Source organism: Curtobacterium citri (assembly GCF_030362955.1).
Classification (GTDB): Bacteria; Actinomycetota; Actinomycetes; order Actinomycetales; family Microbacteriaceae; genus Curtobacterium; species Curtobacterium citri.
Map to the genome: position 1 here is coordinate 150393 of NZ_JAUCML010000001.1, position 26995 is coordinate 177387.

Below are 26995 nucleotides of genomic sequence, written 5' to 3' on the forward strand. Positions count from 1 at the left end.
TCCCGGCCGTGTCACGGAGCGTCACGAGGCGTGACGGACGCGCCGGACGCACGTAGCGTCACCGCCGTGACGGACACGACGAACGAGCCCCGGCAGATCCGCTTCAACGCGTTCGACATGAACTGCGTCGCGCACCAGTCCTCCGGACTGTGGCGGCACCCCCGCGACCGCTCGCGGCACTACAACGACCTGTCGTACTGGACGGACCTGGCGCAGCTGCTCGAACGCGGGCACTTCGACGGCATCTTCATCGCCGACGTCCTCGGGACGTACGACGTGTACGGCGGCACGAACGAGGCTGCCCTGCGCACCGGGTCGCAGGTGCCGGTGAACGACCCGATCCTGCTCGTCTCGGCGATGGCCGCGGTGACCGAGCACCTCGGCTTCGGCATCACTGCGGGGACCGCGTACGAGCACCCGTACCCGTTCGCGCGGCGCATGTCGACGCTCGACCACCTGACGAAGGGCCGCATCGGCTGGAACGTGGTCACCGGGTACCTGCCGAGTGCCGCCCGGAACATGGGACACACCGACCAGCTGAGCCACGACGACCGCTACGACGTGGCCGACGAGTACCTCGAGGTGCTCTACAAGCTGTGGGAGGGGTCGTGGGAGGACGACGCCGTCGTCGAGGACCGCGAGACCGGTGTCTTCACCGACCCGGCGAAGGTCCACCCGATCGAGCACCACGGCACGCACTTCGACGTGCCCGGCATCCACCTGTCGGAGCCGTCCGTGCAGCGGAGCCCCGTCGTCTACCAGGCGGGCGCATCGCCTCGCGGCATCCGCTTCGCTGCGGAGAACGCCGAGGCCGTCTTCGTCGGTGCGCCGACGATCCCGCAGCTCGCGGCCACGGTGGGGAAGATCCGCGACGCCCTCGAGGCCGCCGGCCGCGACCGGTACGCGGCGAAGGTCTACACGCTGCTGACCGTCATCACCGACGAGACCGACGAGGCCGCGCAGGCGAAGTACCGCGACTACCTGTCGTACGCGTCGGCCGAGGGCGCGCTCGTGCTCAACTCGGGGTGGATGGGCGTCGACCTGTCGCAGTACGACCTCGACGAGCCGCTCGGGAACATCGAGTCGAACGCGATCCAGTCGACGGCCGCGAACCTGTCCGCGGCGACGGGGGAGGACGGGGCGAACTGGACGGTCCGGGACATCGCCGAGCACACCGCGATCGGTGGACTCGGGCCGGTGGCCGTCGGGTCGGGGGCGACCATCGCCCAGCGGCTGATCGACATCCAGGAGCAGACCGACGTCGACGGGTTCAACCTGGCGTACGCGGTCACCCCCGGCACGTGGGAGGACGTCATCGAGTTCGTCGTCCCCGAGCTCCGTGCCCGCGGGGCGTACCCGGAGGAGTACGTGGCGGGGTCCCTGCGCCAGAAGCTGTTCGGCCGCGGGGACCGGCTCCCCGAGGAGCACCGTGCGGCGCAGTACCGCTCGGGGGTCCGCGCGGCGGTCTGAGCGTCGACGGTCACGGTGCGACGTAGGGTGGTCCGGTGATCGGGACCACCTTCGTCGTGCGCACCGCGACCGGGGCGGACGCGGCCTGCGTCGACCTGTGGGTCGCGGCCGTGGCCGACCGTGACGGTCTGCCCGCCTCGCCGGCGGTCCGCGAGCGCGCCCGGACGAAGTTCGCCGCCGACCGTGTCGCCCTCGTGGTGGCGGACGACCCCGCCGGAGCACCGGTCGGCTTCGCCCTGGTCACGGCCCCCGGCACCGGTGGCACCCCGAGCGACGCCGCGTACCTCAGCCTGCTCGCGGTCGCGCCGACCGCGCAGGGGCACGGGCTGGGCCGCCGGCTGCTCGCCGCAGCGGTGGCGGCCGCAGCCGAGGCCGGGCACGCGCAGTGCGAGCTGCACGCGCTCGACGACAACGCGCCGGCACTGGCGCTCTACGCCAGCGCCGGGTTCCGGCCCGTCGGTGACTCCTTCCCCCACGCCCTGAGCGGTCGGCCGACCCGGGTCTGGCGGACCGGCGCGGACCGGTGAGGTGAGGCTGTCCTCACCAGGAAACCCCAGGTCAGGCATGCCTCACCTTGCTGGCGCGCGGCGCACGAGCGTGGTTCGATTGCCCCCATGTCGACCGCATCGGACCTCTCGCTCCCCGTCTCGGAGCACGACGACGCCGCCAGCGCCGCGCGACTCAACTGGCTCCGCGCCGGACTGCTCGGCGCGAACGACGGCATCGTCTCCGTGGCGGCCGTGCTCGTCGGCGTCGCCGGCGCGGGAGCGGGCACGGGGCCGGTGGTGGCCGCGGGGACGGCGGCGCTCGTCGGCGGTGCGATCTCGATGGCGCTCGGCGAGTACATCTCGGTGAGCGGCGCGCGTGACGCCCAGCGCACCGGGCAGGCCGCGGAGCAGGCGAAGCTCGAGGCCGACGCCGAGGACGCCCCAGCGCTCGCCGCGCACTACCGGTCGCTCGGGGTCGAGGAGTCGGTGGCGGTGGCGGTCGCCCGGGAGCTCGCGCGACCGGAGGTCCGCCGCCGGCGGGCCGAGGCCGCCCTGCGGGACGCCGAGGACGAGGTCGTGAGCCCGTGGCGTGCCGCCTGGGTCTCCGCCGCGACGTTCACGGTCGGGGCCCTGCTGCCGTTCCTCGCGATGCTGTTCGCCCCGGAAGCCGCGCGGGTGCCGGTCACGGTGACGGCGTCGCTCGTCGCGCTCGCGCTCACCGGGACCACCGGTGCGGTGCTCGGCGGTGCCCGGCGGGGGCGTGCGGCGTTGCGGGTCGTGGTGGGCGGGGCGCTCGCGCTCGCGGCGACGTACGTGGCCGGGGCGCTGCTCGGGACGCACGCGCTGTGAGGGCTCGGGTGCGGTAGATCTCGGACGACGAGTCCTGACCGTGCTCCCGGAGGCGGCGCGGCGGAGCGCGCGGCTCCCTGTGGCGCCTGGCGCCGCGGACGCCACCGGTGTCAGTACCGCGTCAGCGGGGTGTGAGTGGTCGGGCGGATGGTGGTCCCACCGACACGAGGAGTCCCCATGACCCGCATCCTGATCTCCGGCGCCAGCATCGCCGGTCCCGCCCTCGCCTTCTGGCTGCACCGCTCCGGCCACGACGTGACCGTCGTCGAGAAGAACGACAGCATCCGACCCGGTGGACAGGCCGTCGACTTCAAGGGCGCGACCCACATGCAGGTCCTCCGGGAGATGGGGATCCTCGACGAGCTCCGTCAGTACGACATCCGCGACGAGGACGCCGCGATCGTCGACGAGCACGGTCGCACGATCGGGGTCGCGCCCGGTGGATTCGGCTCCGGCGAGCTCAACGTCCCCCGGGACACGATCGCGACCGTCCTGTACGAGCGGACGAAGGACGACGTCGACTACCGGTTCGGGGATCGCATCTCGCGCATGGTCGACGACGGCGAGGGCGTCACGGTGACGTTCCGGAGCGGATCGGTGGAGCGCTTCGACCTGGTCGTCGGTGCCGACGGCGTGCACTCCGGGGTGCGCCGTCTCGTCTGGGGCCCGGAGGAGCAGTTCGTCGAGCACCGCGGACACCACTACGTGTTGGCGGACCTGGACCTGGGCGACGACGACGTCGTGTACAGCCAGCCCGGGATGACGGTCATGCTCGGCGGGTCGAAGGCCCCCACCTTCATCGTCGTCGCCGCAGACCGGTTCCCGGGAGCCCGTGACGACGTCGACGAGCAGAAGCGTCAGATCGCGGGCGCACTGCGGGAGGGGCGGTGGCGCATCCCGGAGATCGTCGACCGGTTCGCCGACGCGCGGTCGTTCTACACCGACTCCATCAGCCGGGTGACCGTGGGCCGCTGGAGCCGAGGGCGCGTGGTCCTGCTCGGCGACTCCGCGTGGGGGAACGCCCTGAGCGGGTACGGCACGGGCCTCGCCCTGGTCGCCGCGTACGTGCTGGCCGGCGAGCTGCGTCTGGCGGACGGAGACGTCGCGACGGCCCTGGCGGAGTACGAGGCCCGTTACCGGCCGTACACGGCCGCGTCCCACAAGGTGAACGCCGGCGCGCTCCTGGCACCGAGGACGATGCGGGGGATCCGTCTCCGGAACCTGTTCTTCCGCGCCGCGTCCATCGCGTCGCCCCTCATGCGGCTCCTCGACCTGCCGGCCAAGGGACTCGACCTCCGTCGCTACGAAGGCGCAGGATCGCCCGTCCGGCGGTGACGGATCGCTCGTGTCGAGCGCTGAGCCAGCCGCCCATGACCAGTCACACCGTCTCGTGCGTCCACGGCGTACTACGGTTCGAGCATGTCCGCTTTCTCCACTGATGACGTCTTGGGGAACCGGCTCGACTTCGAGCTCGCCCGAGACGGTTTCGTCGCCAGGATGCGAGACGATGCTGCGGTCAGCAGCGCCGTGACGTGGCTTCGGCGCGAGGGTTACCGGGTCGTCGAGCTCGACGCCGATGCATGGGAAGACGACGAGCAGATGCACATCGCTTTCGCGACGGGCCTCCGCTTCCCTCGCCACTTCGGGAGGAACCTCGACGCCCTCAACGACTGCATGGCAGACGTCGCAGAGGCGGACTACGGGTGGGACGCGTCCGAGACTGGCCTCGTGCTCAGCCTTTCGGGCTTCGACCGTTTCTCGCATCGGATGCCGAAGACTGCCCACTCCGTCGAGCGCATCCTGCAGAGGCAGGGGCGGTACGCGGCACTCTTCGGGAACCGTCTGCTCACGATCCTCTCCTGACCGGGATCCGTTGAGTGCAGTGTGGTGCTCATGAGGTCACGAGCTGTTGCTGCATGGTCCTCCTCAGCGCTCGGCGTGGTGTCGCTGGCCGGTTGCGCGGTGGGGAGGGTCGACGACGGGTACCTGACTTCGACCGCTGACGAGTCGACTCTGGCTGCTGCGGCAACGAGCCGATGGAACGGCCGCGTCTTCGAGTCGATCAACCGTCGATGAGCTCCGCGATCAGCGGCAACCCGAGCAGGGAGACGAGTCGTTGCAGGGTGTCCTCGACGAAGTCGGCGATCGGTTCCTCGACGAACTCCTGCGCCAGCAGGGGGCGGATCGCCCCTGCTGACACGGCGGTCCCCGTGACCGCCGCAGCCCATTCCGCAAGCCCTATGGCCTGCGCGTCCAGATCGACGTCGTCACTCGCGCTCGGGTCGTCGAAGTAGTCGCGCGGCTGGAACCCGAGGTACGCCAGACCGCCGGCAGTCGAGGCGGGCTCGTACCGCAGCGTCGCGAAGTCGCTGTCGTGGACCGTGGCCGAGAAGAACGGTCCGCTCGGTGCGCCGTCGCGCTGGACCGGATCCTCTTCCGCCAGCCATCGGTGATCGGCGTACGTGAACGTTGCGAACATGCCCATGGCGGCGCGCTCCTCGTGCAAATCGACATCGCGCTGACCTCGATCGAGGAGCGCCCGTCCACGGTACGGCGTCATCGAGGTTCATCCAGGCGGGGCGGGGAGCAGACGACAGCGACCGGTCGACGCTTCGACGACGAGGGCCGGCTGACCGTCTCGTTCGCCCTCGGGACGGACCACCACGTCCTTGCCGACGACCGAACTCACCAGTCGGAGGAACCGCGCCAGCGCCTGGACGTCCTCGTCCCCGATCAGCTGCCGGAGATCGAAGTCGAACGCGATGGGTGCTCCCCACCCGAAGAAGAAGTCGACCTGCACGCCGGTGCTCGGCCAGGCAGCGAGCGTCGCGGCCGCCCCGCCCGTGTCCTGCTCCGTGACGTGCAGCCATCGAGCGTGCGTGAGTGCGTCGCGCAGTGGGCCGATGTCCGATCCGAGCGAGTCGACCACCTCGCCGTCGGGCAACGGCATCGGTTCGACGCCGTCCGCGTCGCGGAAGGCCCGACGGAACGCTGCAGCGGTGAGGTCGTCGTCCACGGCTCGACGATCCCACGGCGCGCGTCGGGGACCGAGCGGCACCCGGTGGTCCTCGCAGCTGGGGCCCTGCCGTGTCGTGTCAGGAGCTCGGACGGAGCGCGCTCGCGACGAGACGGAGGACGAGGGTCACCGCACCGACGACCGCGATCGCGCTGCCGACCACGACCAGGACCAGGACGCGCAGCAGTTCGTGCGCCGCCGACTCCTCCGCCTGCTGCGTGACCATCGTCGTGCTGATCAGCACGATGCCGGCGACGACGAGCAGGGCCGTGCCGATCCACGTCGCCGCCCGGAGCGCGAGCGGTGCTCGGACGTGGTCCGTCGGTGTGCTGGGTCGTGCCCGGGCACCCTCGGCTTCCCAGTCGGCAAGGTTCGTCATCGTGTTCCCCTCCGTCGGCACGAGCGTAGGGGATGAGCGCAACCCGGCACGCACGGTGACCGGCGAGGCGGACGCGAGCCGTGCCTCCCGGCCGGCCGGACCGGTCAGCCCGTCAGGCCGGGTCCAGCTGCCGGAGCCGGTCCACGTCCGGCCACGGCGCCCACTTCGCCCGGGGTGCATGCAGCAGGTACGGCTGCGGTGTCGGGTAGGTGACGAGCTCGAGCGTCGACCCCCACGGCGTCCGGGTGTAGACGAAGCGGTTGCCCTCCCCGGCCTCCTCACCCCGCAGGGGCCGCGGATCGCTGTTGCGGACGGCGCCGGCGGCCTCGAGCCGCAGGAGCGCTTCGTCGAGGTCGTCCACGTACAGCGCGAGGTGCTGCCAGCCGAGGTCGGACGGGTGCGCAGCGGCGCGCTGGTCGGGGCCGCGGTACTCGAAGAGCTCGAGCCCCGGGCCCTCGGGCAGGGCGAGCATGCGGATGGCTCCCTGCGCCATCGTGTCCGGGATGCCGAGGTAGCGGTGCGCCTCCGGTGTGCCGTTCGGCACGTCGGTGGTGCGGCGCACGTCGTAGAGCACGACGGCGTCGAAGGCGGCGGCGAAGAACGCCGTCGCCGCGTCGATGTCGGGCACGGTGACGCCGACGTGGTCGATCCTGATGCCCCTGGTCATGGATCGATGATCGTGCCGCGTGGTGCTCCCCGGACGGCTCCTGTCGACCGGTGCGCCAATCCCTGCGGCATCCCGCACCGGACTGTGCGGCCGCTCAGGTGACGGCCGTGGTTCCTCGGAACGATCGTTCCGGGCCGGGGAGCGTGTCACACGACCGTTACACGAGGGAAACGGGCAGCGCGAAGAGCCTCCATAGCGTCGTCCAGGAGCGGGGACCCCCGCCGCCCACTCCCACGGAGGACGCCTTGGTCACAGAGATCGCGACACCCGTCGCCGCGCCCCACGCCCCCCGCACGACGTCGTCGGCCGCCGCCGGTGCCGGCGTCGTCAAGCCCGGGTACGACCCGTCGCTCACCAACGAGGACCTCGCCCCCCTGCGCGAACAGCGCTGGACGAGCTACAACATCTTCGCCTTCTGGATGTCCGACGTGCACTCGGTCGGCGGCTACGTCACCGCCGGGTCGCTCTTCGCACTCGGGATCGCCAGCTGGCAGGTGCTCGTCGCCCTGGTCGTCGGCATCCTGGTCGTCCAGGTGTTCGCGAACCTCGTGGCGAAGCCGTCGCAGCGCACCGGTGTGCCGTACCCGGTCATCAACCGCGCGGTGTTCGGCGTCATCGGGGCGAACGTCCCCGCCGTCATCCGCGGGCTCATCGCGACGGCCTGGTACGGCGTGCAGACCTTCCTCGCCGCGCAGTCGCTGAACATCGTGTTCCTCAAGTTCCTGCCCGGATCGGCCGCGCTGCTCGACCACGCGTTCCTCGGGCTGTCGGCGCTCGGTTGGATCTCGTACGGCATCCTCTGGGTCGCGCAGGCCGTGCTCTTCTCGATGGGCATGGAGGCGATCCGCCGCTTCATCGACTTCGCCGGGCCCGCCGTCTACCTCGTGATGATCGCGCTCGCGGTCTACCTCGTCGCCCGGGCCGGCATCGGCAACATCTCGCTCACGCTGCACACGGGGGCGCCGATGTCGTTCGGCGCCTCGATCCCGGTGATGCTCTCCGCCGTCGCGATCGTCGTCAGCTACTTCTCCGGCCCGATGCTCAACTTCGGCGACTTCTCGCGGTACGGCAGGTCGTTCGCCGCCGTCAAGCGCGGCAACCTCTGGGGCCTACCGGTCAACTTCCTGTTCTTCTCGGTCCTCACGGTGCTCTGCGCCAGCGCCACCGTCCCGGTGTTCGGCAAGCTCATCACCGACCCGATCGAGACGGTCCAGGCGATCGACGCACCGTTCGCGATCCTGCTCGGCGGCCTGACGTTCGTCATCGCCACGGTCGGCATCAACATCGTCGCGAACTTCATCAGCCCCGCGTTCGACTTCTCGAACGTCGCCCCGCGGAAGATCAGCTGGCGCACGGGCGGCATGATCGCCGCGGTCGGCTCGGTGCTCCTGACGCCGTGGAACTGGTACGGCAACGACCAGGCGATCCTGTACACGCTCGGCATCCTCGGCGCGCTGATCGGTCCGCTGTTCGGCATCCTCATCGCCGGCTACTACCTCGTCGCGAAGCAGCGCGTCGCGGTCGACGACATGTACTCGAAGGAGCCCACCGCCCGGTACTGGTACCGCGCGGGGTGGAACCCGAACGCGATGTGGACCCTGCTGGTCGCCGGGGCCGTGTCCGTCGCCAGCGCGGTCCTGCCGCCCGCGACCGGCATCCTGCCGTGGCTGTCGAACTACAGCTGGTTCATCGGCTGCGGGCTCGGGCTCGTCGTGTTCTGGGCGCTCGAGCGCCGGTCGCCGCGGATGCCGGTCCTGGAGGCCGACGACCCGACGGTCGACGACGGCGCCGCCGTGGGGCGCGCCTAGCGCGGCCCGGCCCGTCCCGTCCCGTCCCGTGTCGGTTCGGCCCGGCCCGTCCCGTCCCGTCTCGGTTCGGCTCGGCCCGTCTCGGCTCGGCTCGGCTCGGCCGGGAGGCGCGTCCCGCCTCCGCCCCGCTCGTCACCACCCGGCTCCACGCCCCGCTTCCCCTCGTCACCACCCGGAGGACCCGCTTGCGCATCCGCGTCGTCAACCCCAACACCACCGCCGCCATGACGGCCACGATCGGTCGCGCTGCGGCCGCCGTCGCCGGGCCCGGGACCGTGATCGAGGCGGTGACGCCCACCACCGGACCGGCCTCGATCGAGAGCCACTACGAGGAGGCGCTGGCGGTCCCCGGGCTCCTCGAGCAGGTGGCACTCGGGGAACGGGACGGCGTCGACGCGTTCGTCGTCGCGTGCTTCGGCGACCCGGGCCTCGACGCCGCCAGGGAGCTCGCCACGGGTCCCGTGATCGGCATCGCGGAGGCCGGCTTCCACGCCGCGGCCATGCTCGGTCGGCGGTTCGGGGTCGTCACCACCCTCGCCCGGACGACCGGCAGGGCGTGGGAGCTCGCCGAGCGCTACGGGTTCGGGCCGCTCGTCACCGAGGTCCGCGCGTGCGAGGTCCCGGTGCTGGCGCTCGACGACCCCGCCTCGGGCTCGCGGGCGCTCGTCGTCGAGGAGTGCCGCGCGGTGCTCGCCGGTGGTGCGGACGCGGTGGTGCTCGGGTGCGCCGGCATGGCGGACCTCTGCGCCGAGGTGTCCCGGGAGGTCGGTGCCCCGGTGGTCGACGGCGTGGCTGCGGCGACGGTGCTCGCCGAGTCGCTCGTCCGGCTCGGCCTCGTGACCGGCAAGCGCGGCGAGTACGCCCCGCCACCGCCGAAGGAGGTCACCGGGGTGCTGTCGGGCTTCACCGTGGCCGCCCCGACCGCCGTGCTGAGCGGGGTGTCGGCATGAGCGGCGCCGAGGCCGACCTCGTCCTGCGCGCTCGACGGGCCTGGGTCGACGGCGCGTTCCGCCCGGCTGCGGTGGTGGTCCGGAACGGGCTCGTCGACGCGGTGCTGCCCTTCGGGGACGCCGTCGACGCCGCGGAGGACCGGACCGTGCCCGACGAGCACGTGCTGCTCCCGGGGCTCGTCGACACGCACGTCCACGTCAACGAGCCGGGCCGCACCGAGTGGGAGGGCTTCGCGTCCGCCACCCGCGCGGCGGCGCTCGGCGGGGTCACGACGATCGTCGACATGCCGCTCAACTCGATCCCGGCGACGACCGACGTCGACGCCCTGGCGGTCAAGCGGGCGAGCGCCGAGGGTCGCGTGGCGGTCGACGTGGGGTTCTGGGGCGGTGCGGTCCCCGCGAACGCGGGGACCCGCGGGCCGCTCCACGACGCCGGGGTGTTCGGGTTCAAGTGCTTCACCGCCCCGAGCGGCGTCGACGAGTTCCCGCACCTCGACCCGGAGCAGCTCCGTGCCGCGATCGCCGAGGTCGCGGAGCTCGACGCGCTCCTCATCGTGCACGCCGAGGACCCGGACCTGCTCGTCCCGCACGACGCGCTCGGCGGCCGGTACGCCGACTTCCTGGCGACCCGTCCGGGCAGCGCCGAGCGGTCCGCCATCGCGCGGGTCGTCGACGGTGCTCGCGAGACCGGTGCGCGCGTGCACGTGCTGCACCTCTCCGACGCCGCAGCCCTGCCGCTGATCCGGGCGGCGAAGGCGGACGGTGTGCGGATCACCGTCGAGACCTGCCCGCACTACCTCGCCTTCGAGGCCAGCACGATCCCGGACGGCGCCACCGAGTTCAAGTGCTGTCCGCCGATCCGCGACGACGCGAACCGCGACGCGCTCTGGGCCGGGCTCCTCGACGGCACGATCGACTGCGTCGTCTCGGACCACTCGCCGTCGACGGCGGACCTGAAGACCGACGACTGGGGGCTCGCCTGGGGTGGGATCGCCGGGCTGCAGGTCGGCTTCCGCGCGGTGTGGACCGAGGCCGTGCGGCGGGGGATCCCGCTCGAGACCGTGCTGCCGTGGTTCACGACCGGACCGGCGGCGCTCGTCGGGCTCACGGACCGCGGTCGCATCGCGCCGGGTGCCGTCGCGCACCTCGCGGTCCTCGACCCCGCGGCCGAGGACGTCGTCGAGGTCGCCGCCCTCGCGCACCGCAACCCGGTGTCCGCCTTCGCGGGCCTGCACACCCTCGGACGGGTCACGGAGACCTGGCTGCACGGGCGGCTCGTCGCGACGGCCACCGAGGGGGTGACCGCGGTCGAGGGCGTCCTGCTCGTCCGGCCGCAGGACACGCAACACGTACGAAACGATCGTTCCGGTACCATCCTGAACGGAACGGAGGCACCATGACGCAGCCAGTGAACCCGCCCGCCCGACTCCTCATGGGTCCGGGCCCGATCGACGCCGACCCCCGGGTGCTCCGGGCGCTCTCGACGCCGCTCGTCGGGCAGTACGACCCGTGGATGACCGCCACGATGACCGCGACGCAGGAGCTGTACCGCCAGGTCTTCGGCACCCGCAACGACGCCACGGTCCTGGTCGACGGGACCTCGCGCGCCGGCATCGAGGCGGCCCTGGTCTCCCTCCTGGCACCCGGGGACCGCGTGCTCGTGCCCGTGTTCGGGCGCTTCGGGCACCTGCTGGCCGAGATCGCCGGGCGCGCCGGCGCCGAGGTGCACACGATCGAGACCGAGTGGGGACAGGTCTTCCCGACGTCGGTGGTCGAGGACGCCGTGCGCCGCATCCGGCCGAAGGTCCTGGCGGTCGTGCAGGGCGACACCTCCACCACGATGAACCAGCCGCTCGAGGAGCTCGGCGCGGTCTGCGACCGGTACGGGGCGCTGCTCTACACCGACGCCACCGCGAGCATCGGTGGCAACCCGCTGGAGGTGGACGCGTGGAGGATCGACGTCGCGAGCGCCGGGCTGCAGAAGTGCCTCGGCGGTCCGTCCGGCAGCGCCCCGATCACCGTCTCGCCGCGCGCGGTCGCGGTGCTCGACGGCCGTCGGAGCATCGAGGCCGGCATCCGCGAGGCCGACGACGTCGTCTCCGACCACCCGATCCGGTCGAACTACCTCGACCTCGCGATGATCCTCGACTACTGGGGACCGCGGCGTCTGAACCACCACACCGAGGCCGCGTCGATGCTCTACGCCGCCAACGAGTGCGCACGCATCCTGCTCGAGGAGGGGCGGGAGACCGTCGTCGAGCGCCACGCGACGGCCGGTCGCGCGATGCTCGCGGGGGTGGAGGCCCTGGGTCTGCGGGTCTTCGGCGACGTCGGGCACAAGATGCACAACGTCGTGGCCGTGGAGATCCCGGACGACGTCGTCGGCGACCAGGTCCGCGGCGCGATGCTCGAGGACCACGGCATCGAGATCGGCACGTCGTTCGGCCCGCTGCACGGCCGCGTCTGGCGGATCGGCACGATGGGGTACAACGCGCGCAAGGACGCCGTCGTGGCGACGCTCGCCGCGCTCGAGCACAGCCTCCGGCGTGCGGGGCACGCCGTCCCGCAGGGCGCGGGCGTCGACGCGGCGCTCGACGTGCACGCCGGAGCGTCCGTCCCGGTCGGGGCCCCCGCGTGAGCGCCGTCACCCCGACCCCCGTCCCGACCGCCAGCACGCGTGCCCTCGCCGACGCCGCGACGATCGTCCGCTGGTGCGACGCCCTCGCCGCGGTGTCCGAGGACGACGGCCGCACCACCCGCGTCTACCTGTCACCGGAGCACGCCCGGGTGAACGCGGTCGTCGCGGAGTGGATGCACGACGCGGGCCTCCGCACGTGGCAGGACGCGGCGGGCAACCTGCACGGCATCGTCGACGGCGCGACGCCGGACGCCCCCGTGCTGCTGCTCGGCTCGCACCTCGACACCGTCGTCGACGCCGGTCGCTACGACGGGGTCGTCGGGGTCCTGATGGCGATCCGCACCGCGGCCCGGCTCACCGCGGCCGGCCCGTTGCCCGTCGCCCTGCAGGTCACCGCGTTCTCGGACGAGGAGGGCACCCGGTTCGGCAAGGCCCTGCTCGGGTCCTCCGCCGTCGCCGGGGTCTGGGACGAGGCGTGGTGGGACCTCGAGGACGGCGACGGGACCACCCTGCGGCAGGCCTTCACCGACTTCGGACTCGACCCGGAGCGTGTCGGCGAGGCCGCACTGGCACCGGAGCGGCTCGTCGGGTACCTCGAGGCGCACATCGAGCAGGGTCCCCACCTGGAGCAGGCCGGTCAGGCCCTCGGCGTGGTGACCAGCATCGCGAGCGCCCGTCGCTTCACGGTCGAGGCCGTCGGTGAGGCCCGGCACGCCGGCGGCACCCCCTACGAGCGTCGGCACGACGCCCTGCTCGCCGCGGCCGAGGCCGCCCTGGCCGTCGAGCGCATCTGCCGGGCGGAGCAGCACGTCGGCACCGTCGGCACGATGTCCGTCGAACCCGGGGCCGTGAACGTCGTGCCGGGGCTCGCCCGCTTCAGCGTCGACCTGCGTGGGGAGTTCGACGAGGGCCGCGACCGGGTGTGGGAGGCGATCACGGCGGCGTTCGACGAGATCGCCACCCGACGCGGCGTGACCGTGTCGCCGACCGAGGTGCACCGTGCGCCGGCTGTGTTCTGCGCACCCCGGCTGATGGACGCGATCCGCGCGGGCATCGCCTCGACGGGGGAGGCCGCGCCCGCCGAGCTGTTCTCCCGCGCCGGGCACGACGCCATGTCGCTCGGCCTGGTGACCGACGTCGCGATGCTGTTCCTGCGCAACCCCGACGGCATCAGCCACCACCCGGACGAGTTCGTCTCCGAGGACGACGTCGCCCTCGGCCTCGACGCGCTCGCCGTGGCCGTCGAGCGGATCGCCGACGACGTCGTCGCGGACGGTCGGGAGGTCCCGGCGTGAGCGCCGTCCCCGACGTCCGCGCCCGCGTCGACGCCGTCTGGGACCGCCTGTCGCCCGCGGAGCGCCGGGTCGCCGCGATGGTCCGGCACGACCCCGAGCTGCTGCTCGTCGGCACGTCCGCCGAGCTCGCGGCCGAGTCCGGCACGTCGAAGGCGACGGTCTCGCGCCTGGTCCGCTCCCTCGGGTTCCAGGACGCCGCCGAGGTCCGGCAGGAGCTCATGTCCGCGCGGGGCAGCGGGTTGCCCTGGGCCGCGGAGGACGCCGCGCACGTCGACCAGCGGGCCGTCGAGGCGCGCAACCTCGACGCCGCGTTCGCCTCCCTCGCCCGGGCCGACCGCGTCCGGCTCGCCCGCCGGATCGTCCGCGCCCGCCGGGTGCTCGTGTTCGGGGAACGCGGCGCGCACCCTGTCGCCATGCAGCTCCGCTCCCAGCTCGCGCAGGTCCGTCCGGACGTCCGGATCGGTCCGGCACCCGGGCAGCGCCTGGGTGAGGAGGTCGCCGACCTCGACCGCCGCGACCTCGTCGTGCTCGTCACGGTGCGGCGACACGCGGCCGGTGCCGAGCGGCTCGTGCGGCACTGCGTCGCGACCGGGGCGGACGTCGTCGTGCTCGGCGACCCGACCGCGGCGGTCATCGCCGCCCCCGCTGCGACCGCGGTGCTCTGCCCCGTCGACTCGCCGTCGGCGTTCGACTCCATGGCGGCGCTCTTCGCCGTCGTCGCCGCCATCGCGAACGACGTGTACGAGGCGTCCGGTCCCGCCGGTCGTGCCCGCGTCGACGCGGTCGCCGCGGCCTACGACTCGCTCGGAGAGCTCGCCGCGCGCTGACCGTCGTGCCCGCGCTCGAGCTCCGCGCGGAGCGTGGCGTTCCGCGCGGCGATGAGCCGAGGCATGTACCGCGCCAGCGCGAGCCGCTCGGCGAGCCACCCCAGCGGACCGAGCGGTGCGCGGAAGGTGACGTCGTCCACCATCCGCGTGCCGACGGCCGACGGCTCGAACCGGTGCTCGTGCCGGAAGCGGGCGAACGGACCACGCACCTGTTCGTCGACGAAGCGACCCGGCGCCTCCAGGGCGGTGATCCGGCTCGTCATCCGCCAGACGACCCCGAAGTGCCGTGCGCGCCACGTGACGCTCTCGCCGAGGCCGATGGTGCCGGACGTCGTGCCGGCCACGGCGCGTTCATCGGTACCTGCCATCGAGCGTTCGTGCGCGCCGACGTCGAGCGAGAGCGCGAAGACCCGCTCAGGCGGTGCCGCGATCTCGGTGACCAGGCGGAAGACGACGGTCACGCCGTCGGCCAGACCTGCGGCCCGGACCGGTCGTCGTCCCGCAGCACCGCCGCGAGCAGTTGGTCGTGCCGGGCACCCCGGTGCAGCACCGCCGAGCGTGCGCGTCCCTCGTAGCGCAGGCCGACCCGCTGCGCGGTGGCGGCGGAGGCGGCGTTCGTCGCGATGGCCCGCCACTGCACCCGCTCGAGCGCGAGACCGGTCGGTGACGCCGCGAAGGCCCACCGCAGCACCCGCTCGACCGCCTCGGCGACGAACCCGTGCCCGCGTCCGTCGGGGTGGAGTGCGTAGCCGATCTCGGCCGCACCGTCCGCGATCCCGAACAACCCGACCGTGCCGAGCAGCCGCAGGTCGTCCGCGCGGCGGAGGCCGAACTCGGTGCGGGTGCCGTCCCGCCAGCCCGCGGCGACGACCTCCCGGATCCAGTGCCGGGCCTCGGCGTGGCCGTACGGCACCGGCACCGGGGTGAAGGCGACGACGTCCGGGTCGTTCGCGTACGCGACGACGTCGTCGGCGTCGGCGTCGACCGGGACGGACAGCACGAGCCGGTCGGTGCGGAGCGTCACGGGGTGCACAGCGCGAGCCTAGCGAGCGGGCGGCGGCGCGGTAGCGTCGACGCATGACGTTCGACTCCCTCGCCTTCCCCGTCGTCGACGGCCACAACGACCTGCCGTGGGAGCGTCGCGAGTCCCACGACTCCGGCGTCGAGGGCATCGACACCGAGGACGGGACCCTGCACACCGACCTGCCGAAGCTGCGCGCCGGTGGCGTCGTCGGGCAGTTCTGGTCGGTGTTCGTGCCGTCGGACGACCCCGACCCGGTGCGGACGACGCTGCAGCAGGTCGACACCGCCCACCGGATCATCGAGCGGTACCCGGACGACCTGACCTTCGTCCGGACCGCCGCCGAGCTCCGGGCCGCCGTCGCTGCCGGACGCATCGCCTCGCTGCTCGGGGCCGAGGGCGGGCACTCCATCGGCGACGACCTGGCAGTGCTCCGCACGCTCGCCCGGCTCGGCGTGCGCTACATGACGCTGACGCACAACGACGACACCACCTGGGCCGACTCCGCGACCGGAGTCCGGGCGCACGGCGGACTGACCGACCGCGGGCGCGAGGTCGTCGCCGAGATGGAGCGGATCGGCATGCTCGTCGACCTCTCCCACACCGCACCCACCACGATGCGGGACACCCTCGACGTCGCCACGCAGCCCGTGGTCTTCAGCCACTCGTCGACGGTCGCGATCGACGACCACCCCCGGAACGTCCCCGACGACGTGCTGGCCCGCCTGGCCGACAACGGCGGGGTGGTGATGATCACCTTCGTCCCGAAGTTCGTCTCGCGCGCGTGGGCGGACTGGGAGGAGGCGGGTTCCGAGGGGACGCCGCCGCCCGTGACCGTCGCGGACGTGGCGGACCACGTCGAGCACGCGCGGGACGTCGCCGGCGTCGGGCACCTCGGGCTCGGCGGCGACTACGACGGGACGCCCGTGCTGCCGCCGGACCTGCGGGACGTGTCGCGGTACCCGGTGCTCGCCGAGGAGCTGCGGCGGCGCGGGTGGGGCGACGCCGACCTGCGGGCGCTCGCGGGCGGCAACGTGCTGCGGGTGCTCGAGGCGACGGACGGGCGGTTCGCGCGGAACGCGGGGCGCTGACCCGGACCGGACGCGTGGTCGACGTCCGGCGCGTCAGGGGGCGTCATCGACGGGGGAGCACCGGGCGCCGTCGGTAGGATCACGGGGGACTGCAGCGTCACCACCGTCGGTGGCGCCCATCGACCGGAGGACGAAGACGGATGACCGGCACCATCTACGACGACATCACGCAGGCGTTCGGCAACACCCCGCTCGTCCGCCTCAACCGCCTGCCGCAGCCGGACGGCGCCGAGGTCCTGGCGAAGCTCGAGTTCTACAACCCGGGGTCCAGCGTGAAGGACCGTCTCGGGGTCGCGATCATCGACGCGGCCGAGGAGTCCGGGGAGCTCCGTCCGGGCGGCACGATCGTCGAGGGCTCGTCCGGCAACACCGGGATCGCGCTCGCACTGGTCGGTGCCGCGCGCGGGTACCGCGTCGTCATCACCATGCCGGAGACCATGAGCGTCGAGCGTCGTGCGCTCATCCGTGCCTTCGGCGCCGAGATCGTCCTGACACCCGGTCCCGAGGGGATGAAGGGCGCCGTCGCGCGTGCGGAGCAGATCGTCGAGGAGACCCCCGGGGCGATCCTGGCGCACCAGTTCGAGACCTCCGCGAACGCGGCGATCCACCGCAGGACCACCGCCGAGGAGATCCTCCGCGACACCGAGGGGCACGTCGACGTGTTCGTCGCCGGTGTCGGCACGGGCGGCACCATCACCGGTGTCGGCCAGGTGCTCAAGGAGCGCGTCCCCGGTGTGCAGATCGTCGCCGTCGAGCCGAAGGACTCGCCCCTGCTGTCGGAGGGCAAGGCCGGTCCGCACAAGATCCAGGGGATCGGCGCCAACTTCGTGCCCGAGGTCCTCGACCGGTCCGTCATCGACGAGGTGTTCGACGTCGAGCTCGACGACGCCCTCCGCGTGGCGCGGGCGCTCGGGACCGAGGAGGGCATCCTCGCCGGCATCTCGTCCGGCGCCATCGTGCACGCCGCCGTCGAGATCGCCGCCCGCCCGGAGAACGCCGGCAAGCGCGTCGTCGCGATCGTCTGCGACACCGGTGAACGGTACCTGTCCACCCCGCTCTTCGAGGGACTCACTGCGTGACGCGTGCCGTCCGACGCGGCGTGCTCGGGACCGTCCGGGAGGACCTGGCCGCAGCACGCCGCGGTGACCCCGCCGCCCGGGGCGACCTGGAGAACGCGGTGGTGTACTCCGGCCTGCACGCGATCTGGACGCACCGCCTGACGCACCGGCTCTGGCTCGCGCGCGGTCTGCCCGGCTCGCGCTTCGCCGCCCGGGTCCTGGCGCAGCTCGCGCGCGCCGCGACCGGGATCGAGATCCACCCGGGCGCACGGATCGGCCGTCGCTTCTTCATCGACCACGGCATGGGCGTCGTGATCGGCGAGACCGCGGTGATCGGCGACGATGTGCTGGTGTTCCACGGCGTGACGCTCGGCGGCCGCGGCGGTGAGCACGGACCGGGGCGGCGGCGGCACCCGGTCGTCGGCGACCGGGTGGTGCTCGGAGCGGGGTCGTCGCTCATCGGTGCCATCACCGTGGGGGCGGACTCGGTCGTCGGTGCGAACACGGTGGTGACGAAGGACGTCCCGGCGGGGTCGGTCGTCACCGGGGTGGCCGGCACGGCGCGGCCGAGGTCGGGACACGAGGGTGTCCCGACGCTCTGACCGTGTGCGTCAGCTCTTCTCGCAGGCGATGCCGTCCTTGTCGGCGTCCATCGACTTGTTCGCGTTGTAGAGCGCGTCGTCCTTCTTGACCGTGCCCTTCAGCGCGCGGTGCTCGACCTTGCCGGACTTGGTCTTCACGGTGTTGTACGTCACCGACTTCTTCGCGATGCCGCCGGAGTACACCTTCTGCACGGCGGCGCAGTTCGCGTAGGTCTTCGGCGCGGCCGACGCGGTCGTGGTGCCGCCGAGCACGACGGCGGCGGCGAGTGCGACGGTGGCGACGGTTGCGCCGAGGGTGCGGGTGGTCTGCACGGGTTCTTCCCCCTGGGAGGTGGTGGCCGCTCGCGCGACCGCCGCGTCGGGTGCGCGACGGCCCGATCGTAGCCGAGCAGGGCTTATCCGTGGATACCCCCGAGCGGGGCGGTGCGGCATGCTGGTGTGGTGGACGGCGCAGCACTGCACGAGGTGGCGATCCGGACGGCCCTGGCACTCCCCGCGGTCGAGGAGACGCAGCCGTTCGGCGAGGACTCGGTCGTGCACAAGGTGGTCGGCCGGATGTTCGTGCTCACCACGACGCTGCGGGGCGTGCCGATCGTCAACCTCAAGTGCGCGCCCCCGCACGCTGCCGCACTGGTCCGTGACCTCGCCGAGGTCACACCGGGGTGGCACATGGACAAGCGGCACTGGGTCACGCTGGCGCCGGGGGAGGGGCTCGACGAGGCGATGGTGGAGGACCTCGTCGCGAACTCCTGGGAGCTCGTCGTGCAGGGGCTGCCGCGCGCCCGCCGTCCGCTCGACCCCGCGCGCCGGGTCGGGCCCTAGTCCCGTCCGCTCGACCCCGCGCGCCGGGTCGGGCCCTAGACCCGACCGCTCGACCCCGCGCGTCGGGTCGGGCCCGAGACTCGCCCGCGGGCGAGCACCTTCGAGACGTCGCGGACGACCTTCGGGGCCAGCCCGTCCCCGGAGTCGAGCACCGCGCGGGCCTGCTCCGGCGTGAGGCCCGCGGAGATCTGGCCGATGGTCACGCCGTGCGCCGGCCGGTGGGTCACCACGACCGGGTCGCCGGCGGCAACCGGTCCGGACCGCAGGACGCGGAGGTAGGCGCCCGGACGGTTCTCCTCGGCGAACCGGCGGACCCACCCGTCGATGCGCATCCGCCGCGCGAAGGTCCCGCACGGCACCCGCGGGATCGTGACCTCGAGCTCGAGGGTCTCGCCGATCCGCCACCGTTCGCCGGTGACCGCCCCGGTGACGTCGACGCCGCTCGTCCGCAGGTTCTCGCCGAAGAGCCCGGGCGGGACCTCGCGGTCGAGCACCTCGGCGAAGTACGCGGCGTCCTCGTCGGCGTAGGCGTACACGGCCTGGTCCTCGCCGCCGTGGTGCTTCCGGTCGGCCTGCACGTCGGCGTGCAGGCCGAGCGGGCGCACCCGGACGGGGCCGTCGACGGGTCGCTTGTCGATCGCGGTGATGCCGATGGTGCCGGAGTCGCGGAGGAGCTGCTCGACGCGGCAGACGGCGGTGACGAGGGACACGGCACCACCCTGCCCCATGCCGGTCCCCGACGGTGTCCGACGTGCCGCGTGACGATCCGTCCCGTCCGACCGTCACACCGACGCCCAGACTTCCCCGAGGCGTGACCAGTAGAAGGTACCCGTGCCCCACCAGCCCCTCGCAGACCTCGACGACACCGTCCTCGCCGGTCGCTCGTCGGACGGCGACGTCCGGGCGTTCGAGGTCCTCATCCGCCGGTACACGCCGCTGCTCCGCGCGTACGCCCGCCGCACGCTCGGCTCGACCGACGAGCTCGACGACGTGGTGCAGGAGACGTTCATCACGGCGTGGAACCGGCTCGACTCCCTCGACGACGGCGCCCGTGTGAAGGCGTGGCTCATGCGCATCCTCAGCCGCAAGTGCCTCGACCGGATCCGTGCGCGACGCGTGCACGACGACGTCACCGAGATCGAGGTCGCGGCACCCGACGACGGTGCTCCGGACCGGGTCGCGGAGGCGCGGTCCCGTGAGGAGGCCGTGGAGACGGCGCTCGCCGAACTCCCCGAGGCACAGCGACGGTGCTGGGTGATGAAGGAAGTGCTCGAGTACCGCTACGAGGACATCGCCGAGGAGCTCGACCTGCCGGTCTCGACAGTGCGCGGACTGCTCTCGCGCGCGAGGAAGAACATGATCCGTCTCATGGAGGCTTGGCGATGACCGGACCCGACGACCTGCGCCTCGACACCCTCGAGCCCGAGGACCTCGACGGCCACACGATCGACGAGCTCGCCGACTACCTCGACGCCGGCATGCAGCCGGCGGACCCGAGCATCGACGACTCGGCCGCGTGCCAGAACGCCCTCGCCGCGCTGGTGCGACTCCGACAGTCCTCGATGGGCTCCCTGGACGCCGCCGCGGAGCACGAGGAACCGGCGGAAGAGTCGTGGATCGGTGGCGTGCTCGCGAACATCTCGCTCGAGGCGCGCGCCGGTCGCGACGTCCCGCTCCGGCCGGTCGCGCCGACCGAGCGGCCGGTGATGACCGAGGGGGCGATCCGCTCGATGGTCCGGACGGCGGGTGACGTCGTGCCCGGGGTCGTGATCGCGCGGTGCTCGCTCGAGGGCGACGTGACCGAGCTCGACGCGCCCGTGCGGGTGCTGGTCGAGCTCGCGGTCCGGTCGGGGGTGCCGATCCACCCGGTGGCGGAGCAGGTACGGGCAGCGGTCGCCGCGGTGCTCGCGGAGCAGACCGACCTGGTCCTCGCAGCCGTCGACGTGCGCGTCCGCGACCTGCTGCCCCCGCAGCCCGGGTCGGTCGACCCGCACGACGACGAGGAGGACCGAGCATGACGCTGGACGACGACACCACCGCGGCGATCGAGGCGGCCGTGCTCGCGGTGCCCGGCGTCGCGGAGCTCTACCGCGCGCGGCCGACCCTCGGCAGCGCACTCGGCAGCGCCGTCGACTCCGCGAAGCGGCTCGCTGCGCGCACCCCCGGACCCCGGGTGGTGCTCGACGAGGACGTGCTGCGCGTCGTGATCGGGACGGACGGGTCGCTGCCCGCACCCGCGACGGCGCGCGCCGCGCACCTGGCGGCCTGGGAGGCCGCCGCCGCTCGCGGCGTCGCGCTCGCGCGGGTCGACGTCCGCATCGCACGGGTGGGCTGACCCACCCACGCTGCGGCGGACGGGAGGCGCGGTGCCGGCCCGGCACCGCGCCTCCCGTCCGCCGCCGGGTGACGACCGGCACGCGTCGGCTCAGTAGAAGTTGTTCGCCTGCGAGTGCGCCCACGCCGCACACGGGGTGCCGTAGGCGGCGCTGATGTACCGCAGCCCCCAGGTGACCTGCGTCGTGGCGTTCGTCTGCCAGTCGGCGGCGACCGTGGCCATCTTCGACCCGGGCAGTGCCTGGGGGATGCCCGTGGCGCCGCCGTTCGGGTTCACGGCCCGGTAGTCCCATCCGGACTCCTTGGTCCAGAGACTGTCGAGGCACTGGAACTGGGCCGCTCCCCAGCCGTACTGCGACGCGGCCATCGACGACGCGGTCGCCTTGGCGCCGGCGACGGTGTTGGCCGCGGCCTGCGCCCGCGCGGCCTCGGCGGCGCGTTCGGCGGCGGCCGCCGCCTCGGCCTCGGCCTTCGCCCGGGCCGCCGCTGCTGCGGCGGCGTCCGCGTCGGCCTTGTCCTGCGAAGCACTCGCGTCGGCGACCGCGGTGGTCGCGTCGACGGTCGACGCGATGCGCGCGGTGATCGCGCCGCCGGACAGTTCGCGGTAGTCCGACAGCGCACGCACCCGGCGTTCGAGGGTCGTGGTGTCGGTCTTCTCGTTCGCGTCGGCCAGCACGGTCCGCGCGGTGACGATGGTCGCGGCCGCCTGGGCCCGGTCGAGGGAGGCGCCGTGCAGGGCCGGGGCGCTGCTGGTGGCGGCGCCGCTCGCGCTCGGGACGCCGAGCGCCTCGCCGATCGCGGGCTGCGTGCCGACGGTCGCGATGCCGCCGACGAGTGCCACGGCGGCGGCGCCCCCGACGAGCAGGGGGGCGCGGCGGCGGAGTGCGCGACGGCGACGGCGGTTCGGGGTGTCGAGCGCCTGCCGACGCGTGGTCGGGGTGGTCGCGCTGGGTTCGGGGGTGCTGCCTGGCTCGGGGGTGCGCTGGGGTTCTGCGGTGTTCTGGGTCATCGGTTCCGGTGGTCGGCCGGCTGGGGCGCGCCTCCCGGTCCACGGCGGTGCCGGGCACGCGGGTGGGGTGGGCGTGCACGGGAGGTCGTGGGGGAGTCGCGAGCCGGGGAGGACCGGACGGTGGTGTGGGGCCCGTCCGTCCGCCGCTCGGGCGGCGCGGGGCCGCCTGCTCGGGCGAAGCCGACACGATGACGCGGCAGCCTGGGCATCGGGTCCAGGAGTGCTGGCAGGACGGCCCGACGGCCCCCTGGTAACGGTTCGGTAACGGCCTCGTCAGCGAGCGGAAGTGGGAATCTCCTGGGCGCGCTCGCCCTGCCCGATGCGCTCGAGTGCACCGAGGGCCGCTGCGATTGCCTCGACGTCCTCGCGCGGCAGGTCCGCGATGAGTTCGGCGACGATCCCGGTGCGGTCGGCACGGGCCCGGTCGACGGCGGCGATGCCCTCCACCGTGGCCGACACCATGAAGGCGCGGCCGTCGCGGGGGTCGGCCTCCCGGGCGATGAAGCCGCGCTGCTCGAGCTCCGTCAGGATGCGGGTCATCGTCGGCTTGGTGACGACCTCGATCCGCGACAGGTCGCCGGGACGCAGGGGTCCCTCGGTCTGGATCGTCGCGAGCGCGGACACCAGGCCCCACCCGAGCGAGGCCGAGTCGGTCCGGGCGCGCCGGTTGATGCGGCCGACCGCGGCGGCCAGGCGTGCGGCGATCTCGGCGCGGTCCGGCTGGCGGTGGCTCATGCGGTGCTCCGGGTGGTCGAGGCGGGGTCGGGCCGTGCGGGGCCCGAGGCGGGTCCGGCCGATGCTACCGGTCCCCGACGGGCCGTGTCCGAGCGTGACGACCGGCCGCGGTGGACCGCTCCCGGTGGCGCCCGGACGGTGTTCCTGTACGACGGTACAGGTCGTGTCAGCGCTTCTCGCCGGGGAGCAGGTGGATCGCCTCCGTGGCGAGCTCGGCCGCGACGTTGTCGCCCGCCTCGGTGGCGGCACGGAGCCGCCGGAAGTCCGCCGTCATCCGGTCCCAGTCGACGAGCTCGTCGAGGTTCGGGAGGCGGAGGCGGAAGGCGAGGCCGTCCGAGGTGTCCCGGCAGACGCGCTGGAGGTCCGCGTTGTCGCAGGCATCGACGTACAGGCCGAAGACGGCGAGGGCGTCGCGGTTCACCGCCGGGACGTCGTGGGCCTCGAGCTCGGCGATCGTGCGGTCGAGCTGCGCGAGGATCTTCTTCCGGGTCGCCGCGGTCAGGAGCGGCACCGCGAGCCGGACCACGCCCCCGAAGAGCACGCCGAGCGTCTGCATCGCCTCGACGACCTGCGCGGGGTCCGGCGTCGTCACCCGGGTGTACCGGTTCGGGGCCATCTCGATGAGCCCGGCGCGGGCGAGCTGGCTCAGGGCCTCGCGGATCGGGGTGCGGGAGACGCCGAGCCAGGCGATCAGTTCGTCGTCGTTCAGGCGCTCGCCCGGTTCCAGCGTGCCGTCCATGATCGCGGCGTGGATCTTGTGGCGGACGGTGTCGCGGAGCAGCTGGTGCTCGGTGGGGGCGCTGCTGGGGACCGGCATGCGGGTGTCCTCGTGGTCGGTGGACGGACGTCGGCGGCGCCCGACCAGGCGGTGCGAGCGCGAGATCACCGTACCGCTGCGGGAACGGCGGAAAGAGCTGCCGCCGGGGTGTGTGCGCGCGGGCGCTCCGCCGGTCAGGCGTCGCGCTCGAGCAGCCGCACGGTCAGCGGGTCCTCGCTGCCGTGGAACCAGCGGTCGAGCACGGCACGGAACGGAGCCGGGTCGTCGGCGGCCCGGGCGAAGAGCGTCATGGAGGACCGGGCCTTCATGGCGTCGATGCCGCCGAACAGGGCGTCCGCTCCGGACGCCGGAGCAGCGGCCGCCACCCTCGCCGCCTCGACGAGCCGCGGTCCGAGCACGGGGTGCGCCAGGTACTCCCGCGCCTCGGACGGTCCGTCGATCGCGTAGTACTGGGCCGTCGTGCTCCTGCCGAGCCCTGCGAGCTGCGGGAAGACGAACCACATCCAGTGCGACTGCTTGCGACCGGCGCGCAGCTCCGCCAGCGCCCGGTCGTGCACGCCGTCCTGCGCACGGACGAAGCGGTCGAGGTCGTGCTCGTCGTCGCTCACCGGACCACGTCCCCCCACGCGTAGCGGACGGTGGTGCCGTCGACCACGAGCAGCGAATCGGGCTCGCGGTCGAACAGCCCCGGCAGGCCGACGGCGTCGGGCAGGTCGCCCGTGAGCCGCTCGAGCCGTGCCGACCGGATCGTGAGCGGCGCGTGCTGCCGCTGCCAGAACACGGTCCGCGAGAAGAGCCGGGCGTGGATGCCGGCGCGGGTGGTCAGGTCGGCTGCGAGCGGGGTGTCCACGACCCCACCCGCGGTGACGCGCAGGACGACGTCGTGCCGGGGCCGCGGTGCCGTGGGCCGGCGGGTGTGCCGGACGTCACGCAGCCACCGGACGGGGTGGGCGGCACGGGCGGGGTGCCGCACGGACCGGTGGTCGAGCGTGTCGCCCTGACGTCGCGACCGCACGTGGGCGTACGTGTAGGGCACCCCGAGCATCGTGTTCGCGGCGACGATCGCCGGGACGTGGCCCGTGTCGACGGTCCGGTACGTGATCCCGCGGCGTCCACGTCGGTCGACCGTCGGGATCTCGAGCGTGACCTCCCGCATCGACCCGAGCCGGCGGGAGGGCGGGAACGGCGGGACCGCCGTCTGCCGGAAGACGTAGGCGGTCAACCCGACCCAGGCGCTGCCGTCCACGACGTCGGGTCGGGTGCCCCGCGGGACGAGGTGCTCGAGCGAGGCCGGGTCGCGACGCCAGTGGGCGAGGACGATGTCCTCCCACGCGTGCTCGGCGACGGGGCGGTGGCGCAGCGGGGCGGCCGCTCGCGACGTGGCGGTCACCGTCGGGCCGCGTGTCGCCCGACGCGGACGGCCCAGCCGACCAGCGGTGCCTGCAGGGGGAGGCGCAGCACCGCGACGAGCCGCGCCGCGCGGGTGGACCGCGGACTGTCGAGCAGGTCGCGCGCCATCGTCACGTTGGCCGGGAACACCGCGAGGAACAGCGCCGCAGCGGCCCACCCGGACGCCCGCCGGGTGGCGGGGACCGTCAGCCCCGCCGCGACGGCGAGCTCGGCGACGCCGGACGCGAGCGTGGTGATGCGGGGCGGCAGGCCCGCGGGGACGATGCGGTCGTAGCCGCGCGGCCGCAGGAAGTGGGTGACACCGGCTCCGCCGAGGAGCACGGCGAGCATCGTGGCCGTCCGGGTGGCGCGTCGGGTGCGCTCGCGTCGTCGCATGGTCCCATCGTGCCCGCCGCGACCCGGACGAGTGTCAGGTCCGCTCGGGTCGGGTCGGGTCAGGTCAGCGCGGTGGCGACGAGGTCGAGCACCGCGGTGGCGACGTCGGCCTTGCTGCCCGAGGTCTCCCGCACGACGTCGCCGCCGGGCACCAGGACCTCGATCGCGTTCTCCTCGCGTTCGAACCCGGCGTCCCACCCGACGTGGTTCACCACGAGCAGGTCTGCCGGCTTCCGGGCGATCTTGGCGCGACCGAGCGCGATCCGGGCGTCGCGGTCGGGCTCGGTCTCGGCGGCGAACCCGACGATGATCTGCCCGGTGCGCCGGGCGGCGACGAGGTCGGCCAGCACGTCGGGGTTCCGGACGAGCTCGAGCGTCATGGTGTCGCCCTGGTCGTCCTTCTTCAGCTTCTCGGCACGGACCTCGGCGGGACGGTAGTCGGCGACCGCGGCGGTCATCACCACGACGTCGGCGTCGGCGGCCGCACCGTGCACGGCGGCCGCGAGCTCCTCCGTGGACCCGACCGGCACGACGGTCGCGCCGAGCCCCGCGGTCAGCCCGGCGTCGACGTTCGCGGCGACCAGCGTCACGGTGGCGCCGCGGCGGACGGCGTCCGCGGCGATCGCGACGCCCTGGCGACCGCTCGAGCGGTTCCCGACGAAGCGGACCGGGTCGAACGGCTCGCGCGTGCCACCGGCGCTCACGACGACACGGACGCCCGCCAGGTCGCCCTGGTCACCCCGCGCGGTGGTCCCGGAACCGGCCGGGAGGCGCGCCCCGCCCCCGTCCGCTCGACTCGCCTCCGCTCGGCTCGCCTCCGCCGGCCCGTCGAGCACCGCCAGCGCGGCGGTCACGATGTCCTCCGGCTCGGCCATGCGGCCGATGCCCGCGTCGTCCCCGGTCAGTGCGCCGACGACGGGACCGACGAAGCGGACGCCGCGGTCCTGCAGGGTCCGGACGTTCGCCCGGGTCGCGGGGTGCTCCCACATCTGCGGGTGCATCGCGGGGGCCACGACGACCGGGGCCTCGGTCGCGAGCAGCGTCGTGCCGAGCAGGTCCCCGGCCAGCCCGCCGGCCATGCGCGCCAGGGAGTCCGCGGTCGCGGGGGCCACGACGACCAGGTCGGCCCGGCGTCCGAGGGCGACGTGGCGCACCTCGGCGACGTCGTCCCAGACGCTCGTCGTGACCGGGTTCCGGCTGAGCGCCTCGAGCGTGGGCAGGCCGACGAAGCGCAGGGCGCCCTCGGTCGGGACGACGTGGACGTCGTGGCCGCGCTTGACGAGGCCGCGGACGACCCCGACGGCCTTGTAGGCGGCGATGCCACCGGTGATCCCGACGACGACGGACAGACGGCGACCTGCTGCAGCATCCAC

Annotated in this window: 33 protein-coding genes; 18 read left to right on the forward strand and 15 right to left on the reverse strand. The window is 73.6% G+C overall.

Annotated elements, in window-relative coordinates:
• Positions 1 to 66: 66 nt before the first annotated feature.
• The 5 genes from QUG92_RS00675 (at position 67) to QUG92_RS00695 (ending at position 4670) form a co-directional block, all read left to right on the forward strand.
• Positions 67 to 1470, forward strand: coding sequence for an LLM class flavin-dependent oxidoreductase (locus QUG92_RS00675; protein ID WP_411469344.1), 1404 nt, complete (start codon positions 67 to 69; stop codon positions 1468 to 1470).
• Between the two features lie 35 nt (positions 1471 to 1505).
• Positions 1506 to 1997: a GNAT family N-acetyltransferase gene (locus QUG92_RS00680; RefSeq protein WP_289457211.1), complete on the forward strand. Its 492-nt coding sequence runs from the start codon at positions 1506 to 1508 to the stop codon at positions 1995 to 1997.
• 87 nt (positions 1998 to 2084) lie between these two features.
• Positions 2085 to 2807, forward strand: a complete 723-nt coding sequence (locus tag QUG92_RS00685; RefSeq protein ID WP_069713386.1) for a VIT1/CCC1 transporter family protein — start codon at positions 2085 to 2087, stop codon at positions 2805 to 2807.
• A 177-nt stretch (positions 2808 to 2984) separates the two neighbouring features.
• Entirely contained in the window at positions 2985 to 4142 is a 1158-nt protein-coding gene (locus QUG92_RS00690; protein ID WP_289457213.1) for an FAD-dependent monooxygenase, read from the forward strand.
• Between the two features lie 84 nt (positions 4143 to 4226).
• Entirely contained in the window at positions 4227 to 4670 is a 444-nt protein-coding gene (locus tag QUG92_RS00695; RefSeq protein WP_289457214.1) for a barstar family protein, read from the forward strand.
• Positions 4671 to 4869: 199 nt separating this feature from the next.
• On the opposite strand, the gene QUG92_RS00700 is transcribed toward QUG92_RS00695, so the two are convergent.
• From QUG92_RS00700 to QUG92_RS00715, 4 genes are all read right to left on the reverse strand, one after another.
• Positions 4870 to 5367: a hypothetical protein gene (locus QUG92_RS00700; RefSeq protein WP_289457216.1), complete on the reverse strand. Its 498-nt coding sequence runs from the start codon at positions 5365 to 5367 to the stop codon at positions 4870 to 4872.
• 6 nt (positions 5368 to 5373) lie between these two features.
• Positions 5374 to 5823, reverse strand: a complete 450-nt coding sequence (locus QUG92_RS00705; protein ID WP_289457217.1) for a hypothetical protein — start codon at positions 5821 to 5823, stop codon at positions 5374 to 5376.
• 79 nt (positions 5824 to 5902) lie between these two features.
• The gene (locus QUG92_RS00710) at positions 5903 to 6202 is read right to left on the reverse strand and encodes a hypothetical protein (protein WP_289457218.1); all 300 of its coding nucleotides are present in this window, start codon (positions 6200 to 6202) and stop codon (positions 5903 to 5905) included.
• Between the two features lie 112 nt (positions 6203 to 6314).
• Positions 6315 to 6869, reverse strand: coding sequence for a VOC family protein (locus QUG92_RS00715; protein ID WP_289457220.1), 555 nt, complete (start codon positions 6867 to 6869; stop codon positions 6315 to 6317).
• A gap of 245 nt (positions 6870 to 7114) precedes the next feature.
• Between QUG92_RS00715 and QUG92_RS00720 the strand changes: the two genes are divergently transcribed.
• The 6 genes from QUG92_RS00720 to QUG92_RS00745 all read left to right on the forward strand — a co-directional run bounded on the left by QUG92_RS00720 (position 7115) and on the right by QUG92_RS00745 (position 14387).
• Positions 7115 to 8677, forward strand: a complete 1563-nt coding sequence (locus QUG92_RS00720) for an NCS1 family nucleobase:cation symporter-1 (protein ID WP_289457221.1) — start codon at positions 7115 to 7117, stop codon at positions 8675 to 8677.
• 185 nt (positions 8678 to 8862) lie between these two features.
• Positions 8863 to 9627, forward strand: a complete 765-nt coding sequence (locus tag QUG92_RS00725; RefSeq protein ID WP_289457222.1) for an aspartate/glutamate racemase family protein — start codon at positions 8863 to 8865, stop codon at positions 9625 to 9627.
• Positions 9624 to 11027, forward strand: a complete 1404-nt coding sequence (gene allB / locus QUG92_RS00730) for an allantoinase AllB (RefSeq protein ID WP_289457224.1) — start codon at positions 9624 to 9626, stop codon at positions 11025 to 11027. The genes QUG92_RS00725 and allB overlap by 4 nt, the downstream gene beginning before the upstream one ends.
• Positions 11024 to 12265, forward strand: a complete 1242-nt coding sequence (locus QUG92_RS00735) for a pyridoxal-phosphate-dependent aminotransferase family protein (RefSeq protein WP_289457226.1) — start codon at positions 11024 to 11026, stop codon at positions 12263 to 12265. The genes allB and QUG92_RS00735 overlap by 4 nt, the downstream gene beginning before the upstream one ends.
• A complete protein-coding gene (locus QUG92_RS00740) occupies positions 12262 to 13560 on the forward strand; it encodes an allantoate amidohydrolase (RefSeq protein WP_289457229.1) in 1299 nt (432 codons plus the stop codon). Before QUG92_RS00735 ends, QUG92_RS00740 begins: the two co-directional genes overlap by 4 nt.
• Entirely contained in the window at positions 13557 to 14387 is an 831-nt protein-coding gene (locus QUG92_RS00745) for a MurR/RpiR family transcriptional regulator (protein ID WP_069713379.1), read from the forward strand. Before QUG92_RS00740 ends, QUG92_RS00745 begins: the two co-directional genes overlap by 4 nt.
• Here QUG92_RS00745 and QUG92_RS00750 read toward each other — a convergent pair.
• Both QUG92_RS00750 and QUG92_RS00755 read right to left on the reverse strand, forming a co-directional pair.
• The gene (locus tag QUG92_RS00750; RefSeq protein WP_289457232.1) at positions 14354 to 14848 is read right to left on the reverse strand and encodes an SRPBCC family protein; all 495 of its coding nucleotides are present in this window, start codon (positions 14846 to 14848) and stop codon (positions 14354 to 14356) included. The two genes, QUG92_RS00745 and QUG92_RS00750, sit on opposite strands and share 34 nt — an antisense overlap.
• On the reverse strand, positions 14845 to 15420 hold the full coding sequence (locus tag QUG92_RS00755) for a GNAT family N-acetyltransferase (RefSeq protein WP_289457235.1): 576 nt from the start codon (positions 15418 to 15420) through the stop codon (positions 14845 to 14847). The genes QUG92_RS00750 and QUG92_RS00755 overlap by 4 nt, the downstream gene beginning before the upstream one ends.
• A gap of 44 nt (positions 15421 to 15464) precedes the next feature.
• On the opposite strand from QUG92_RS00755, the gene QUG92_RS00760 reads away from it, so the two are divergent.
• The 3 genes from QUG92_RS00760 (at position 15465) to epsC (ending at position 18159) form a co-directional block, all read left to right on the forward strand.
• Positions 15465 to 16499, forward strand: a complete 1035-nt coding sequence (locus tag QUG92_RS00760) for a dipeptidase (protein WP_289457237.1) — start codon at positions 15465 to 15467, stop codon at positions 16497 to 16499.
• 140 nt (positions 16500 to 16639) lie between these two features.
• Positions 16640 to 17578: a cysteine synthase A gene (gene cysK / locus QUG92_RS00765; RefSeq protein ID WP_289457240.1), complete on the forward strand. Its 939-nt coding sequence runs from the start codon at positions 16640 to 16642 to the stop codon at positions 17576 to 17578.
• Complete coding sequence (epsC, locus tag QUG92_RS00770; protein WP_223246636.1) at positions 17575 to 18159, forward strand: serine O-acetyltransferase EpsC; 585 nt, start codon at positions 17575 to 17577, stop codon at positions 18157 to 18159. The genes cysK and epsC overlap by 4 nt, the downstream gene beginning before the upstream one ends.
• Before the next feature lie 9 nt (positions 18160 to 18168).
• Here the strand turns inward: epsC and QUG92_RS00775 are convergent, their stop codons facing one another.
• The gene (locus QUG92_RS00775; RefSeq protein ID WP_289457247.1) at positions 18169 to 18471 is read right to left on the reverse strand and encodes an excalibur calcium-binding domain-containing protein; all 303 of its coding nucleotides are present in this window, start codon (positions 18469 to 18471) and stop codon (positions 18169 to 18171) included.
• Between the two features lie 129 nt (positions 18472 to 18600).
• On the opposite strand from QUG92_RS00775, the gene QUG92_RS00780 reads away from it, so the two are divergent.
• Positions 18601 to 18981: an MmcQ/YjbR family DNA-binding protein gene (locus QUG92_RS00780; RefSeq protein WP_289457250.1), complete on the forward strand. Its 381-nt coding sequence runs from the start codon at positions 18601 to 18603 to the stop codon at positions 18979 to 18981.
• Between the two features lie 35 nt (positions 18982 to 19016).
• Here QUG92_RS00780 and QUG92_RS00785 read toward each other — a convergent pair whose 3' ends face one another.
• Positions 19017 to 19709, reverse strand: coding sequence for an MOSC domain-containing protein (locus QUG92_RS00785; RefSeq protein WP_434533029.1), 693 nt, complete (start codon positions 19707 to 19709; stop codon positions 19017 to 19019).
• Between the two features lie 103 nt (positions 19710 to 19812).
• Between QUG92_RS00785 and QUG92_RS00790 the strand changes: the two genes are divergently transcribed.
• The 3 genes from QUG92_RS00790 to QUG92_RS00800 are packed head-to-tail and all read left to right on the forward strand — an operon-like array spanning position 19813 to position 21316.
• Complete coding sequence (locus tag QUG92_RS00790; RefSeq protein WP_289457254.1) at positions 19813 to 20367, forward strand: RNA polymerase sigma factor; 555 nt, start codon at positions 19813 to 19815, stop codon at positions 20365 to 20367.
• On the forward strand, positions 20364 to 20999 hold the full coding sequence (locus QUG92_RS00795) for a hypothetical protein (protein WP_289457255.1): 636 nt from the start codon (positions 20364 to 20366) through the stop codon (positions 20997 to 20999). The genes QUG92_RS00790 and QUG92_RS00795 overlap by 4 nt, the downstream gene beginning before the upstream one ends.
• Positions 20996 to 21316: a hypothetical protein gene (locus QUG92_RS00800; RefSeq protein WP_289457256.1), complete on the forward strand. Its 321-nt coding sequence runs from the start codon at positions 20996 to 20998 to the stop codon at positions 21314 to 21316. The genes QUG92_RS00795 and QUG92_RS00800 overlap by 4 nt, the downstream gene beginning before the upstream one ends.
• Before the next feature lie 90 nt (positions 21317 to 21406).
• On the opposite strand, the gene QUG92_RS00805 is transcribed toward QUG92_RS00800, so the two are convergent.
• From QUG92_RS00805 to QUG92_RS00835, 7 genes are all read right to left on the reverse strand, one after another.
• Entirely contained in the window at positions 21407 to 22324 is a 918-nt protein-coding gene (locus QUG92_RS00805) for an aggregation-promoting factor C-terminal-like domain-containing protein (protein ID WP_289457257.1), read from the reverse strand.
• Between the two features lie 273 nt (positions 22325 to 22597).
• Positions 22598 to 23059, reverse strand: a complete 462-nt coding sequence (locus QUG92_RS00810) for a MarR family winged helix-turn-helix transcriptional regulator (RefSeq protein ID WP_182045673.1) — start codon at positions 23057 to 23059, stop codon at positions 22598 to 22600.
• Between the two features lie 166 nt (positions 23060 to 23225).
• A complete protein-coding gene (locus tag QUG92_RS00815; protein WP_069713367.1) occupies positions 23226 to 23876 on the reverse strand; it encodes a GntR family transcriptional regulator in 651 nt (216 codons plus the stop codon).
• Between the two features lie 134 nt (positions 23877 to 24010).
• A complete protein-coding gene (locus tag QUG92_RS00820; protein WP_289457258.1) occupies positions 24011 to 24445 on the reverse strand; it encodes a DUF1810 domain-containing protein in 435 nt (144 codons plus the stop codon).
• Positions 24442 to 25227: a DUF2071 domain-containing protein gene (locus QUG92_RS00825; protein WP_289457260.1), complete on the reverse strand. Its 786-nt coding sequence runs from the start codon at positions 25225 to 25227 to the stop codon at positions 24442 to 24444. Before QUG92_RS00825 ends, QUG92_RS00820 begins: the two co-directional genes overlap by 4 nt.
• On the reverse strand, positions 25224 to 25622 hold the full coding sequence (locus QUG92_RS00830) for a DoxX family protein (protein ID WP_289457261.1): 399 nt from the start codon (positions 25620 to 25622) through the stop codon (positions 25224 to 25226). The genes QUG92_RS00825 and QUG92_RS00830 overlap by 4 nt, the downstream gene beginning before the upstream one ends.
• Positions 25623 to 25681: 59 nt before the next feature.
• Positions 25682 to 26971 (reverse strand): bifunctional phosphopantothenoylcysteine decarboxylase/phosphopantothenate synthase, encoded by a 1290-nt coding sequence (locus tag QUG92_RS00835; protein WP_289457549.1) that lies wholly within the window; start codon positions 26969 to 26971, stop codon positions 25682 to 25684.
• Between the last annotated feature and the right edge of the window lie 24 nt (positions 26972 to 26995).

Coding starts and splice junctions, on each gene's coding strand:
- QUG92_RS00760 (WP_289457237.1), top strand. CDS start 15,465: ATGACGTTCGACTCCCTCGCCTTCCCCGTCGTCGACGGCCACAACGAC.
- allB (WP_289457224.1), top strand. CDS start 9,624: ATGAGCGGCGCCGAGGCCGACCTCGTCCTGCGCGCTCGACGGGCCTGG.
- QUG92_RS00810 (WP_182045673.1), bottom strand. CDS start 23,059: ATGAGCCACCGCCAGCCGGACCGCGCCGAGATCGCCGCACGCCTGGCC.
- QUG92_RS00785 (WP_434533029.1), bottom strand. CDS start 19,709: ATGGGGCAGGGTGGTGCCGTGTCCCTCGTCACCGCCGTCTGCCGCGTC.
- QUG92_RS00830 (WP_289457261.1), bottom strand. CDS start 25,622: ATGCGACGACGCGAGCGCACCCGACGCGCCACCCGGACGGCCACGATG.
- QUG92_RS00695 (WP_289457214.1), top strand. CDS start 4,227: ATGTCCGCTTTCTCCACTGATGACGTCTTGGGGAACCGGCTCGACTTC.
- QUG92_RS00800 (WP_289457256.1), top strand. CDS start 20,996: ATGACGCTGGACGACGACACCACCGCGGCGATCGAGGCGGCCGTGCTC.
- QUG92_RS00700 (WP_289457216.1), bottom strand. CDS start 5,367: ATGACGCCGTACCGTGGACGGGCGCTCCTCGATCGAGGTCAGCGCGAT.
- QUG92_RS00715 (WP_289457220.1), bottom strand. CDS start 6,869: ATGACCAGGGGCATCAGGATCGACCACGTCGGCGTCACCGTGCCCGAC.
- QUG92_RS00735 (WP_289457226.1), top strand. CDS start 11,024: ATGACGCAGCCAGTGAACCCGCCCGCCCGACTCCTCATGGGTCCGGGC.
- QUG92_RS00805 (WP_289457257.1), bottom strand. CDS start 22,324: ATGACCCAGAACACCGCAGAACCCCAGCGCACCCCCGAGCCAGGCAGC.
- QUG92_RS00690 (WP_289457213.1), top strand. CDS start 2,985: ATGACCCGCATCCTGATCTCCGGCGCCAGCATCGCCGGTCCCGCCCTC.
- QUG92_RS00685 (WP_069713386.1), top strand. CDS start 2,085: ATGTCGACCGCATCGGACCTCTCGCTCCCCGTCTCGGAGCACGACGAC.
- QUG92_RS00795 (WP_289457255.1), top strand. CDS start 20,364: ATGACCGGACCCGACGACCTGCGCCTCGACACCCTCGAGCCCGAGGAC.
- QUG92_RS00815 (WP_069713367.1), bottom strand. CDS start 23,876: ATGCCGGTCCCCAGCAGCGCCCCCACCGAGCACCAGCTGCTCCGCGAC.
- QUG92_RS00710 (WP_289457218.1), bottom strand. CDS start 6,202: ATGACGAACCTTGCCGACTGGGAAGCCGAGGGTGCCCGGGCACGACCC.
- cysK (WP_289457240.1), top strand. CDS start 16,640: ATGACCGGCACCATCTACGACGACATCACGCAGGCGTTCGGCAACACC.